This window comes from Flavobacterium sp. AED (genome assembly GCF_000812945.1).
Classification (GTDB): domain Bacteria; phylum Bacteroidota; class Bacteroidia; order Flavobacteriales; family Flavobacteriaceae; genus Flavobacterium.
The window spans coordinates 1,221,210-1,233,753 of record NZ_JSYM01000001.1 but is presented as its reverse complement, the minus strand read 5'-3'; the positions used below and the strand labels follow the sequence as shown (position 1 = coordinate 1,233,753).

The 12,544-nt window shown below is 33.8% G+C and carries 12 protein-coding genes; 7 read left to right on the top strand and 5 right to left on the bottom strand.

Features of this window, described 5'->3' with window-relative positions:
- Window positions 1–21: 21 nt before the first annotated feature.
- Together OA85_RS05500 and OA85_RS05495 are read right to left on the bottom strand one after the other, a co-directional pair.
- The gene (locus OA85_RS05500; protein WP_039108479.1) at window positions 22–885 is read right to left on the bottom strand and encodes a DUF58 domain-containing protein; all 864 of its coding nucleotides are present in this window, start codon (window positions 883–885) and stop codon (window positions 22–24) included.
- A gap of 93 nt (window positions 886–978) precedes the next feature.
- Window positions 979–1,983, bottom strand: coding sequence for a MoxR family ATPase (locus OA85_RS05495; protein ID WP_039108478.1), 1,005 nt, complete (start codon window positions 1,981–1,983; stop codon window positions 979–981).
- A 212-nt stretch (window positions 1,984–2,195) separates the two neighbouring features.
- Between OA85_RS05495 and OA85_RS05490 the strand changes: the two genes are divergently transcribed.
- The 3 genes from OA85_RS05490 (at window position 2,196) to OA85_RS05480 (ending at window position 5,104) form a co-directional block, all read left to right on the top strand.
- Complete coding sequence (locus tag OA85_RS05490) at window positions 2,196–3,068, top strand: aldo/keto reductase family oxidoreductase (RefSeq protein ID WP_039108477.1); 873 nt, start codon at window positions 2,196–2,198, stop codon at window positions 3,066–3,068.
- A gap of 57 nt (window positions 3,069–3,125) precedes the next feature.
- Window positions 3,126–3,881, top strand: coding sequence for an SDR family NAD(P)-dependent oxidoreductase (locus OA85_RS05485; protein ID WP_039108476.1), 756 nt, complete (start codon window positions 3,126–3,128; stop codon window positions 3,879–3,881).
- 83 nt (window positions 3,882–3,964) lie between these two features.
- Window positions 3,965–5,104 carry an ATP-binding protein gene (locus tag OA85_RS05480; protein ID WP_039108475.1) on the top strand — a complete coding sequence of 380 codons (1,140 nt, stop codon included), beginning with the start codon at window positions 3,965–3,967 and terminating at the stop codon, window positions 5,102–5,104.
- Window positions 5,105–5,133: 29 nt separating this feature from the next.
- On the opposite strand, the gene OA85_RS05475 is transcribed toward OA85_RS05480, so the two are convergent.
- Window positions 5,134–5,910: an alpha/beta fold hydrolase gene (locus OA85_RS05475; RefSeq protein ID WP_039108474.1), complete on the bottom strand. Its 777-nt coding sequence runs from the start codon at window positions 5,908–5,910 to the stop codon at window positions 5,134–5,136.
- 558 nt (window positions 5,911–6,468) lie between these two features.
- On the opposite strand from OA85_RS05475, the gene OA85_RS05470 reads away from it, so the two are divergent.
- Entirely contained in the window at window positions 6,469–7,356 is an 888-nt protein-coding gene (locus OA85_RS05470; RefSeq protein WP_039108473.1) for a DUF1080 domain-containing protein, read from the top strand.
- Between the two features lie 434 nt (window positions 7,357–7,790).
- Here OA85_RS05470 and OA85_RS05460 read toward each other — a convergent pair whose 3' ends face one another.
- Window positions 7,791–8,084: a Bor family protein gene (locus tag OA85_RS05460; protein ID WP_035674133.1), complete on the bottom strand. Its 294-nt coding sequence runs from the start codon at window positions 8,082–8,084 to the stop codon at window positions 7,791–7,793.
- 346 nt (window positions 8,085–8,430) lie between these two features.
- Between OA85_RS05460 and OA85_RS05455 the strand changes: the two genes are divergently transcribed.
- Both OA85_RS05455 and OA85_RS05450 read left to right on the top strand, forming a co-directional pair.
- Window positions 8,431–9,156 carry a metallophosphoesterase family protein gene (locus OA85_RS05455; RefSeq protein ID WP_039108470.1) on the top strand — a complete coding sequence of 242 codons (726 nt, stop codon included), beginning with the start codon at window positions 8,431–8,433 and terminating at the stop codon, window positions 9,154–9,156.
- Between the two features lie 44 nt (window positions 9,157–9,200).
- Window positions 9,201–9,698: a DUF6646 family protein gene (locus OA85_RS05450; protein WP_039108469.1), complete on the top strand. Its 498-nt coding sequence runs from the start codon at window positions 9,201–9,203 to the stop codon at window positions 9,696–9,698.
- Window positions 9,699–9,791: 93 nt separating this feature from the next.
- Here OA85_RS05450 and OA85_RS05445 read toward each other — a convergent pair whose 3' ends face one another.
- On the bottom strand, window positions 9,792–11,345 hold the full coding sequence (locus OA85_RS05445; protein ID WP_039108468.1) for an aldehyde dehydrogenase family protein: 1,554 nt from the start codon (window positions 11,343–11,345) through the stop codon (window positions 9,792–9,794).
- 206 nt (window positions 11,346–11,551) lie between these two features.
- On the opposite strand from OA85_RS05445, the gene OA85_RS05440 reads away from it, so the two are divergent.
- Entirely contained in the window at window positions 11,552–12,511 is a 960-nt protein-coding gene (locus OA85_RS05440) for an MBL fold metallo-hydrolase (RefSeq protein ID WP_039108467.1), read from the top strand.
- Window positions 12,512–12,544 lie beyond the last annotated feature (33 nt).

Below are 12,544 nucleotides of genomic sequence, written 5' to 3'. Positions count from 1 at the left end.
TAAACCAAACTGGTTTTTGTCTTATCTCGATTTAAAATAGCCTAATAATTTAGTGACATAACTTTCGTCAACTCTAGTGTTTACAACCCCTGAACCTGATTTGCTGAATGTTTCTTTAAAATAGTTTACTTTATCGTGATACTGTTTCTCATAATTCATTCGTACTGATTTTGAACTAGTATCAATCAATTCGATTGCTCCAGTTTCAGCATCAAGCATGGAAACCATACCTAAATTTGGCATTTTTTCTTCTCGAATATCGTACACACGAATACCTGTTATATCGTGTTTCTTAGAAGCTATTTTCAATGTTTGTTCATAATCTTCCGACATGAAATCCGAAATCACAAACACGATGGCTTTCTTTTTTTGGGTTCCCGATAAAAATTTCAAGGCTTGGGCAATATCAGTTTTACGGCTTTTAGGTTGAAATTCTATCAATTCCCTGATGATACGCAATACGTGCGATCTTCCTTTTTTAGGTGGTATATACAATTCGATTTCATCTGAAAATAAAATCAACCCTATTTTATCATTGTTTTGAGTCGCCGAAAAAGCCATTGTTGCGGCAATCTCAGTAACAATATCCTTTTTGAATTGGTTTTTAGAACCAAAACTTTCCGAACCCGAAATGTCAACCATTAACATCATGGTCAATTCACGTTCTTCTTCAAAAACCTTCACGTGCGCTTCGTTATAACGTGCGGTTACATTCCAATCAATAGCACGAATATCATCTCCGTACTGGTATTGGCGCACTTCACTAAACGTCATTCCGCGTCCTTTGAAAGAGGTATGATATTCTCCCGAAAAGATGTGATCGCTCAATCTTCGGGTTTTGATTTCTATTTTTCGTACTTTTTTTAAAAGCTCTTTTGTATCCATTTTTTCAGATTTCAGATTTTAGATTTCAGATTTCAGATAAAAAAGCCGTCTAATAAAGACTGTTTTCTGAATACTGTAAACTTCAATCTGATTTTAAGGTACTTCTACTTCGTTTACGATTTTGTTAATGATATCCACTGAAGTAATATTTTCGGCTTCAGCTTCATAGGTAACTCCAATTCTGTGACGCAATACATCATGAACTACAGCACGAACATCTTCTGGAATTACATATCCGCGACGTTTGATAAAGGCATAGCATTTTGCGGCATTCGCCAAATTGATACTTCCACGAGGCGAAGCTCCAAAACTGATTAATGGTTTCAAATCAGCTAATTTATATTTCTCTGGGTAACGTGTGGCGAAAATAATATCAAGAATGTATTTTTCTATTTTTTCATCCATGTAAACCTCACGAACTGCTTCTTGAGCACGTAAAATTTGCTCCACCGAAACTACAGCATTTACTTTTTCGTAACTCCCTTTTAAGTTTTGACGAATTACTAAACGCTCGTCTTCCATTTTTGGATAATCAATAACCGTTTTCAACATGAAACGATCGACTTGAGCTTCAGGCAATTGGTATGTTCCTTCTTGCTCAATTGGATTTTGCGTAGCTAAAACTAAAAAAGGTCTGTCTAATTTGAAAGTAGTATCACCAATAGTCACTTGCTTTTCTTGCATGGCTTCTAACAATGCTGATTGCACTTTGGCTGGCGCACGATTAATCTCATCGGCAAGGACGAAATTAGCGAAAATAGGTCCTTTTTTTATCGAAAATTCATTTTGTTTGATGTTGTAAATCATTGTCCCAACAACATCGGCAGGCAATAAATCAGGAGTAAATTGTATTCTGCTGAAAGATCCTTGAACAGCTTGTGAAAGGGTATTTATCGCCAATGTCTTTGCTAATCCGGGAACTCCTTCCAGCAAAATGTGTCCCTGACCCAAAAGTCCAATTAATAAACGCTCCACCATGTGCTTTTGACCCACAATAACCTTGTTCATTTCCATTGTGAGAAGGTCTATAAAAGCACTCTCTCTTTCAATTTTTTCATTGATTGCTCTAATGTCTAAAGTCGCTGTATTTTCTTCCATTTTATTATTTTTAAAACCTTGAATTTAATGCCTTCGTTTTGATGGTGCAAATTGAATTTTTTTTTAGACGTAAGATGTTAAAAAATGGTTAAAACTTCGACCAAACCCTTAATTTTAAGGACGAATTATGATACAATTTTCATATTTTTAAGAACTTTGAAAAATATGCTTTGAATTCGAAGAATTACGCATTTCAATAAAAAATAAAAACCATGAGTAAAACAAAATTATCACCTATCGTTGCTGGTGTCATGAATTGGGGAATTTGGGATAAAAATCTAAATACCAAAGAAATGGAAAACATGATTAAGGTGTGTTTAGAAAACAAAATCACCACCTTTGATCATGCTGATATATACGGTGATTATACCACTGAATCTGATTTTGGAAAAGCATTTGCTTCCAGCAAAATAGCCAGAGAAAAAATACAACTGATATCCAAATGTGGTATCCAAATGGTGACGGAAAACCGTAAAAACACCATAAAACATTATGATTATTCGAAAAACCATATTATTTGGTCCGTTGAAAATTCCTTAAAAAATTTACACACGGATTATCTAGATGTGTTTTTATTGCACAGACCAAGTCCTTTGATGCAAGCGGATGAAATTGCCGAAGCGGTTTTGAAACTAAAATCAGATGGGAAAATTATAGATTTTGGTCTTTCTAATTTTACTTCTTCGCAGACAGAATTGATTCGTCAGAAAACAGAAATCAGCTACAATCAAGTGCAATTTTCGGCTACCAACTTTGAACCTATGCTTGACGGAAGCTTTGATTATATGCAAACGAACCACATTCGTCCTATGTCATGGAATCCGTTAGGATGCGTTTTCAGAGAAGATATTCCACAAACTCACCGACTAAAAAAATTATTGGCAACATTAGTTTCAAAATACCATTTGGGTTCTGATACGATTTTACTTTCCTGGATTTTAAAACATCCAGCCCAAGTCATTCCTATTGCTGGAACGGTTAATGTCGCAAGAATTCAGGCATTGATGAAAGCCGTCGAATTAGAATTAGAAAAAGAAGATTGGTTTGCCATTTGGGCAGAAAGTATGGGAAAAAATGTTCCATAATGAGGTCGAAAATTGCAAAAAACAGAAAAAAGATGATTGAAAAACATAAAAAAAACCATGAGTAAAATAGCCTTAGTAACTGGTGCAACCAGCGGAATTGGTAAAGCAACAGCACAAATATTAGCCAAAAATAATTATAAAATTATTCTTTGTGGAAGACGTGAAGACCGATTGACAGCACTTGCGAAAGAGCTTTCTGAATTCACTGAAATCCATACGTTATCATTTGATGTTCGCGATAAAAAGGCCGTTTTTGAAAATATCAATTCCTTGCCGGAAGCATTTTCTAAAATTGATGTTTTAATTAATAATGCCGGAAATGCACACGGGTTAGATGCTATCCAAAATGGAGATTTAGACGATTGGGATGCGATGATTGACATCAATGTAAAAGGGTTGTTGTATGTTTCCAAAGCTATCATTCCGCGAATGATTGAACAAAAATCAGGTCATATTATCAACATTGGTTCTATTGCCGGAAAAGAAGTCTATCCAAACGGAAACGTATATTGCGCTTCAAAACATGCCGTTGATGCCCTGAACCAAGCCATGCGTATGGATTTGAATCCTTATGGAATCAGGGTTGGTGCCATTCATCCCGGAATGGTGGAAACGGAGTTTAGCGAAGTGCGTTTCAAAGGTGATAATGACCGAGCTGCCAATGTTTATAAAGGTATCGAAGCCTTACAACCAGAAGATATTGCTGATATCATTCATTTTGTAGTTTCAAGACCCTATCATGTGAATATTGCTGATTTGATTGTATTTCCAACTGCACAGGCTTCAGCAACTATTTTAAAAAGAAATATTTAAAATTGAATTTTAGATTGTTGGATTTTAGATTATTTAGACAATCTAAAATCCAACAATCTAAGAAATCTAAAAATCTAATAGTAATGATCAACAAACGAATTTTAATTAAAAACCTTCTCGCTCACAATGATGAGAGCAGTTTTTATGATAAAAAGCGTCAGTTGAATTTACATACCCGAGAGGGAAAAGCTAAGTTTTTGAAACACATTTGCGCCTTATCCAATTCAAATCCCACTAATAATTCCTATATTGTCGTAGGTGTTGAAGACCAAGACAATACTATTGTTGGTGATGATTTCTTTGACGATAGCCGAATTCAGAATTTAGTGAATGCGTATCTTGAAAATCCACCAAAAATTCAATACGAAAATGTCCCTTTCCCAAATCTGCCAAAGGATAAAGTGATTGGATTAGTAACCATCAAACCCAAAAGCAAAACGTCCCATTTCAAAAAAGGAATCCACACCATTCCTGCCAACAGCGTTTTTATAAGGCGAGGCAGCAATACCATGCCGGTTGAAGGCGAAATAGAAAAAAATTACCAGAACACGGAAACCGTAATTGGCATCGAAAATAATTCAAGAAACAGCATCGAATATACATTGGACGGCGTGATTGATTTTATGAATTTTCGTCACAAAGACATGTCTCCAAAATATAAAGTTTTCAAAGAATTATTTGTGATTTGCTGGGCTGGAATCGCCAAAAAATCCCGAGACAAAACCTATTTATCACGCGTAGACATTGAACTGATAAACGAACAAATTAAGTTGTTTTACTCGGCTCAGGATGTTGTCGAAATCATTTATGATGAAGATACTTTTACGATTATTGAGTATGTTCCATTGGGTTTGAATGATAAAACGAGTTACTATCCTTTAGAAAAACAAACCATTCATTTTCATGATAATGGTTATTACAAAATTGAAAGAGAAATGCTTTTTCAGCCGCCGGAATTCAATAAAAAACTATTATTTCATATTTACAATGCCAATATTACTTTGCTGAATAAGCTCCAAAAAGGGCTTTCGCTATCCGAAAGGGAACGCAAAGATTTAGAAAATTTACCCTCGACCTTCATGATTTGTTACCTCAACGGTTTTGAAGAAGCCAAACAAAAACTGATTGATGCCAAACTGCTTTTGAAACCTTTTACTCAAGTGTATTTGTCGTTTAAAGAAGCGTTACGGATTTTGAGAAAAATGAAATATGATGTGCAGTGACGTTTAGTTATTATAATTATTCGGCTATTTTATTCAAATAAAAAACGCATCACATATCTATTAATTTCTCTTTTCTGCCTTTTATTTCCTCTATCACTCATGACATTATGAATCGTATTAGGCAGTTTAATGATTGTTATACCAAATTTTTCCTGCTCTGCAACAGTTGGCAAAACGCCTTCATCAGCAGGTTGGTCACTGGATCGTAATGAATAAATTTTAGGCTTAGAGGTTCTGGGTAATTCCATTCTGCGATTGTCTAACGAAATTATTTTATCTACTAAATCAGGGTATTTATGAGCAAATAAAACAGACATATCACCTCCATTCGAATGCCCAATTAGGATTAAATGTTTATAGTCTAAATCGGGATTTATCTTTTTCAATTCATTAAGAACAAATAAAATATTCTCCGCTCCTCTTTCCCAATTTGGTCGCCGCACAACTTGAGGAATTCCTGTTTTAGGAATTAAATCATCTGTTGGTAATTCATGCTGAATGCTAACTACAAAATATCCTTTTGAAGCTAAATTTTTCGTCAAATAAGAATAGCCTTTATTAGCTCCGGGGGTATTTTCTGCATAACCATGACTGACAAGTACCACTTTTTGATTTATAATTTTTCCGTTTGTCTTTGGCAAATAAAATGCAACGGGAATTAATCGTTTTCTTGAAGTGTCATACCAATTTGCACTGTCTAATTTAACTTCGAAATTTTGATTGGGAATTTTTACGTTAGTCGTTTTTTTACTTGAATTACAACTAATAAGAAGAAAGTAAAATAGTATCTGCAGGTATATTTTCATATTTATTTTGAAATTTTATCTTTTATAAAAAAGACAAATCTAAAAGCCATACTAGGATGGCTCGGAAATTCTGAGGAAGATGAAATAGAATGTGTAGTTAAAAATTAAGTGAACTATTGATTCCTTTCGATTGTATTACGACCACAATGCCGCAAACCAAACTATAATATCATTTATCACTTGACATACAAAACTGGTCAAAAGAAACAACAAAGCGAGAACTGCATTCATCTTATATGTGTTTTAAGTTTTTGTAAAAATAACCTAAAATATTTTATCAAACTATCACCAAAAACAGTGATTTTTTTGTAGCACTGAAATAATGATTTCAGCTCTCAAATTTACATTAATTACTTTAATTTCAAACAATTAAGACGATTATTTACTCCATTAAAGCCCTAATTCCTTAAAAAAATTGTATCGATGGGAAAATCCTAAAACATTTTTATGTTGTTATTAAACAATATATTTGAATTCAATAAATTTTCCAAATTGTATCAATTTATTGAATCAGAATATTTGCCATAATCTATGAAATTATAAAAAATTAACCGTAAAATGAAAACCATAATTAAATTATTCCTTTGTTCAATGCTCCTTTTTTCCACAACCTTTGAACTGCACGCACAGACTTCTAAAAATAAGGATTGGACTAGCCTTATAGATTCAAATCTCAGTCAGTGGGAGACGTATTTGAGTTATAAACATAAAAATAATTACAATGGTCAAGTTCCTGTCGATAGTGAAGGAAAAGTTATTGAACCCATTGGCTATAACAAAAATGAAGCTGGTGTTTTTACTGTAATCCAAGAAAATAATGTTCCCGTTTTAAGAGTTTCCGGAGAATATTACGGTTGTGTTTTTACCAAAAATAGTTATAAAAATTACCGCCTAAAACTTAAAGTAAAATGGGGAACTAAAAAATGGGAACCCAGAACAGATAAATTATTCGACGCCGGAGTATTGTATCACTCACAAGGTCCAGCTGGTGTGGATTATTGGAGAGCGTGGATGCTGTCACAAGAATTTCAATTCATGGAAGGACATTTTGGTGATTATTGGAATATTGCCAATGCTGCCATCGATATAAAAGCGTTCGCATCAGAAGGCGTGATGAGTTCAATTGCCGATGAAAATCAATCTTTTTTACCCTTTGGAACCCATACTGAAAGAACCGGTTATTGTACCCGAAAAGATAATTATGAAAGTCCGATGGGTAGTTGGACCGAAGTAGAACTGGTATGTTTTGAAGGAAAAAGTCTTCATATTGTAAATGGCCATGTGGTAATGGTACTGGCAAATTCTCGCTTTTGGGATGGTACGAAATTCAAGCCGCTAATTGAAGGAAAAATACAATTACAAAGTGAAGCTAGCGAAGTGTACTACAAAGAGGTAATGATAAAACCTATTAACGAAATACCTAACGAGTTCAAAAAATATTTTTAGGAAATCGGCCTCTTTTATTTTCAATTTCGGTCGCTCGGGTTTAAACCAAAAATTATAAAATAAAACCGTTTTTTCTACTGTGACGTTTGAGAAATCATATGAAAGACTTCAAATAGAATACGTACAATACAACTTTTGAAAAACCCATATTAAAAAAACGTGAATAACTTAAAAGATGTTTTATGATTGAAAGTACTGATTTTTCTTTTTTTCTGGTCTTATTTTATAAGTTAAAAAACTGAATATTACTAAAAGTACTAATTCCCCAATTAAAAAACCTAATCCAAAATTATTTAGTTTATCAAAATGATAAATAAAAATATTTGAAATAATATAAACTATATAAATAGTAATTATCAATGATATGTAAAAAAGAATCTTTTTCATGTTTAAAAAATTTGGCGATGATGAAATCATCACCGCCATATGTTATGTTATTTTGTAACAGTAGTTGTTGTTGGCGTATAAATACTGAATGTAATAGCAGCAATTAAACCATTAACAAATGATTGTCTAGTGAAGACGGTATAATTTTCAGCTCCGTCAGCCATTTGTTTAGAATCTGAAACTCCAACTGGTGCTAATCCTCCAATCACATAGTGATTCCATTTTGTAACTTGTGCATTTCCTTGAGCCCCTTTACCAACAACACTAGTATAAGAAAAACAAGATGTTAACATAATTGACATTGCAAAAGCAACTGTCATAATTTTGAATGCTTTTTTCATTCTTTTGATTTTAATTATTTATTTAAATTACCCTCTTTGAGTTATTTTTAGGCATCTAATTTATTTTAAGCGACTTAGACACATTTCCGCATAATCCTAATCAGAAATATCTTAACAATTGATTTTTTTGTAAAACTACTCTTATTATTATTAGTAGAACATCACTAAAAGTGGGTATATTTCAAGTGATTAAAAATGAAGTTTACTTCATTAATTTTAAGTTCTTTTGTTGAAATCAAAAAAATTACCTAAAAATGCTTTCTTCCTAACTCTTTTACCTATTTTTATGAGTTCAAAAAATGCTTTTCTGCTATTTTTGTAAAAGAACAAATTGAGACAACTAGAAATGAGAACACTCGTCATAGGCGATATACATGGTGGTTTGCATGCGCTACACCAAATTATGGAAAGAGCCAAAGTAACTACTGAAGACACTTTAATCTTTCTGGGGGATTATGTAGATGGCTGGAGCCAATCACCACAAGTAATTGATTATTTGATTGAATTGAATATTAAAAATAATTGTGTTTTTATTCGTGGCAATCACGATGAATTACTCCTGCACTGGCTTAAGGACAGCAAAGACAATCTTTTGTGGTACAAACACGGGGGTGAAGCAACCGTCAATGCTTATGAGACGGTTAATCCGGAAACCAAACAAAGACATGTTGAATTCCTGCAATCATTGGAAAATTTCTATCTTGACGACCAAAATCGGTTATTTATTCACGCTGGTTTCACCAATATGAATGGTGTTGATTTTGAATATTTTCCAAAGCTTTTTTATTGGGACAGAACTTTGTGGGAAACCGCTTTGGCATTAGACAAAAACATGAAACCCGGTAATTTATTTTATCCCAAGCGATTGACCCTATACAATGAAATTTATATTGGTCACACGCCTGTTTCTCGAATTGGCAAAACAACTCCCGTACAAATGGCTTGTATTTGGAATGTAGATACCGGTGCCGCTTTCAAAGGCCCGTTGACTATTATGGATGTTGATACCAAAGAATTCTGGCAAAGTGAACCGTTAGATCTTTTATACTCTAATGAAAAAGGTAGGAATTAGTTTAAATAAACTACTTTTGCGCAAAATTTTAATACCCAAAAATCATGAAAAAAATTATTACACTATCATTATTATTGTTAGTTGGTTTTGTTAATGCACAAGCATACAAAGGAAAAGGAGATACTAAATTTGATGTTGGAGCAAACATTCAAAACGGAGGTTCCGGAATTCGTCTTTCTACTGATTTTGGCCTTGGTGAAAATATGTCTTATGGATTTGTAACTTCTTATTTGTTATCTGTTTCTAATGATGATTTAGGGAACAAACCTAAATTTGGAGATCGATTTGATGCAAAAGTGAGATTCAATGCTAATTTAGGAAACGTCCTTAAATTAGATCCAAAAATGGATGTTTATCCGGGACTTGATTTAGGTTTAAGAAATTTTGGTGCACACCTTGGATTTCGTTATTTCTTTACGGAAGGTTTTGGTATTTTTACAGAAGCTGGAATTCCAATAGCAAAATATGACAACACTATTACTGGTTTTGATAATTTAAACAACCAGTTTGTTTTTAATATTGGTGCTTCTTTCAATTTGTAATACTTTTTAAAAGCAAAGAATACCCAAATTTTAATTATAAAAAAAGGCAATTTGAAATTTTCAAATTGCCTTTTTGTTTAAAATGAATGCGTATTACAAATCAAATTTTATTCCTTGTGCCAATGGCAAACTTGTGGTATAATTGATGGTATTCGTTTGTCTTCTCATGTATACTTTCCATGCATCAGATCCTGACTCACGTCCACCGCCTGTTTCTTTTTCTCCACCAAAAGCACCTCCAATTTCGGCTCCTGAAGTTCCTATGTTTACGTTTGCAATTCCACAATCAGAACCGGTAACGGATAAGAAAAGTTCAGCTTCACGCAAATTATTAGTCATAATGGCTGATGATAATCCTTGTGCTACTCCGTTTTGAATCGCAATAGCATTCTCCACCGTTCCAGAATATTTTAATAAGTATAATACCGGAGCAAAAGTTTCGTGTTGAACGATTTCAAAAGTATTGTCAGCTTCAGCAATTGCTGGTTTTACATAACAGCCGCTCTCGTATCCTTCACCAGAAAGTACGCCACCTTCAACTAGGATTTCCCCACCTTCGGCAACTACTTTTTCTAATGCTTTGTTGTACATTTCCACAGCATGATTGTCAATTACCGGACCAACATGATTGTTTTCGTCTAATGGATTTCCGATGCGTAATTGTTTGTAAGCCGAAACAATGGCATCTTTTACTTTTTCATAAATACTTTCGTGAATGATTAAACGACGTGTTGAAGTACAACGTTGTCCTGCCGTTCCAACTGCTCCAAAAACTGACCCGATAACAGTCATTTTAATATCAGCATCCGGCGTTACGATTATCGCGTTGTTTCCGCCTAATTCCAATAATGATTTTCCAAGGCGACCCGCAACTGCTTGTGCTACGATTTTCCCCATACGAGTGGAACCCGTTGCAGAAATTAATGGTACACGTCTATCATTAGTCATCATTTCCCCTACTTTGTAATCTCCGTTTATCAGACAAGAAATTCCCTCTGGAAGGTTATTTTCTTTGATTACTTCAGCAATAATGTTTTGACAGGCAATTCCACAAAGTGGTGTTTTTTCTGAAGGTTTCCAAACGCAAACATCTCCACAAATCCAAGCCAGTGCTGTGTTCCAAGCCCAAACTGCCACTGGAAAATTAAATGCCGAAATGATTCCAACAACGCCCATTGGGTGGTATTGCTCATACATTCTATGTCCTGGACGTTCTGAATGCATCGTTAATCCGTGCAATTGGCGAGAAAGACCCACTGCAAAATCACAGATATCAATCATTTCCTGAACCTCTCCGTATCCTTCTTGCAATGATTTCCCCATTTCATAGGAAACTAATTTACCTAAAGCTTCTTTGTTTTTTCGCAATTTATCTCCAAACTGACGCACGATTTCACCACGTTGTGGCGCTGGCATCAATTTAAATGTTTTAAAAGCTTCGGTAGCGGTTTGCATTACTTTTTCGTAATCGGCAGCAGTTGAAGTTTTTACTGATGCTATTAATTGACCATCCACTGGTGAATAACTCTCCAGAATTTCTCCATTTGAAAAATGGTTTATTCCTGTTGATGTTCCTTCATTTATGGCTTTTACACCCAATTGCGCCAATGCCTCTTTCATTCCGAATTGATCTGCTATTGTTATCATTGTAACTTTTTTAGTTAAAATTGTTATATTTTTTTGTAAAGATATTATTTAGAGTTGAATTTCAATCGAATTAATTTGTTAAAATCGAAGTAAAATTAAATCAATTTGATGAGTTGCAATTGATTTTGCAAAAAAAAGCGTCCAATACAAAAGAACCAACTAATTTTACAGACATAAATTTAATTTATCTATACACATTTTAAAACATGGTAATATTAAAAAAAATTTGGATTTGTTTCGTTTTAATATCAGTAAGTGCATTTGCACAAAAGGGACAAAAAACAGCTTTCCAAGTTGTACCTTTGGGAGTAAAAGGCGGTATTGACGAAAAAAACCTTTCGGCTTATTTACTGGCACCTTCAAACACTACTGATTTTATTTGTCTTGATGCGGGAACCATACATGCAGGAATTGAAAAAGCCTTAGAAAATAAAGTTTTCAAAGTCCCATCGGAAGTTGTTTTGAAAAAATACATAAAAGGCTATTTAATATCCCATGCCCATTTAGATCATGTTTCTGGTTTAATTATTAATTCACCTGCCGATTCTTCAAAAACCGTTTACGCAACCAATAGTTGTATGGAAATGATGAAACAACATTATTTCAACGGGCAAACCTGGGCCAATTTTGGAGACGAAGGAAATGGTTATCTCATAAAAAAATATCATTTTAAAACCTTAAATCCAAAAGAAGAAACGCATATTACAAGTACCACAATGACCGTAAAAGCATTTCCGCTAAGTCATGTAAATCCTTTTGAAAGTACCGCATTTTTAATTAAAAACGGAGAAGCTTATGCTTTGTATTTAGGTGACACGGGGTCTGATGCTGTTGAAAAAAGTGATAAATTAAGTTTGCTATGGACTGAAATTGCTCCACTAATTAAAAATAAGCAATTAAAAGGTATTTTTATTGAGGTTTCCTTCCCAAACGAGCAACCTGACTCTCTTTTATTTGGGCATTTAACTCCTAATTATCTCCTGAAAGAGCTTCGTGCTTTAAGTGAACTTACAGGAAAAAATGCCTTGAAAGGTTTTAAAATTATCATTACCCATATGAAACCTCCTGTTGAAAATTACGCAAAAATTAAGGCGCAGTTAAAAAAACAAAATGATTTAGATGTGCAATTTATTTTTCCCGAACAAGGGAAGCGATTTGAACTGTAAGCTAAAATTTGTTCCAATATTGATTTATTATTA

Bases quoted from the DNA above. Each gene is read 5' to 3' on its own strand.
- OA85_RS05500 (WP_039108479.1), bottom strand. From the start codon at position 885: ATGGATACAAAAGAGCTTTTAAAAAAAGTACGAAAAATAGAAATCAAA.
- OA85_RS05495 (WP_039108478.1), bottom strand. From the start codon at position 1,983: ATGGAAGAAAATACAGCGACTTTAGACATTAGAGCAATCAATGAAAAA.
- OA85_RS05490 (WP_039108477.1), top strand. From the start codon at position 2,196: ATGAGTAAAACAAAATTATCACCTATCGTTGCTGGTGTCATGAATTGG.
- OA85_RS05485 (WP_039108476.1), top strand. From the start codon at position 3,126: ATGAGTAAAATAGCCTTAGTAACTGGTGCAACCAGCGGAATTGGTAAA.
- OA85_RS05480 (WP_039108475.1), top strand. From the start codon at position 3,965: ATGATCAACAAACGAATTTTAATTAAAAACCTTCTCGCTCACAATGAT.
- OA85_RS05475 (WP_039108474.1), bottom strand. From the start codon at position 5,910: ATGAAAATATACCTGCAGATACTATTTTACTTTCTTCTTATTAGTTGT.
- OA85_RS05470 (WP_039108473.1), top strand. From the start codon at position 6,469: ATGAAAACCATAATTAAATTATTCCTTTGTTCAATGCTCCTTTTTTCC.
- OA85_RS05460 (WP_035674133.1), bottom strand. From the start codon at position 8,084: ATGAAAAAAGCATTCAAAATTATGACAGTTGCTTTTGCAATGTCAATT.
- OA85_RS05455 (WP_039108470.1), top strand. From the start codon at position 8,431: ATGAGAACACTCGTCATAGGCGATATACATGGTGGTTTGCATGCGCTA.
- OA85_RS05450 (WP_039108469.1), top strand. From the start codon at position 9,201: ATGAAAAAAATTATTACACTATCATTATTATTGTTAGTTGGTTTTGTT.
- OA85_RS05445 (WP_039108468.1), bottom strand. From the start codon at position 11,345: ATGATAACAATAGCAGATCAATTCGGAATGAAAGAGGCATTGGCGCAA.
- OA85_RS05440 (WP_039108467.1), top strand. From the start codon at position 11,552: ATGGTAATATTAAAAAAAATTTGGATTTGTTTCGTTTTAATATCAGTA.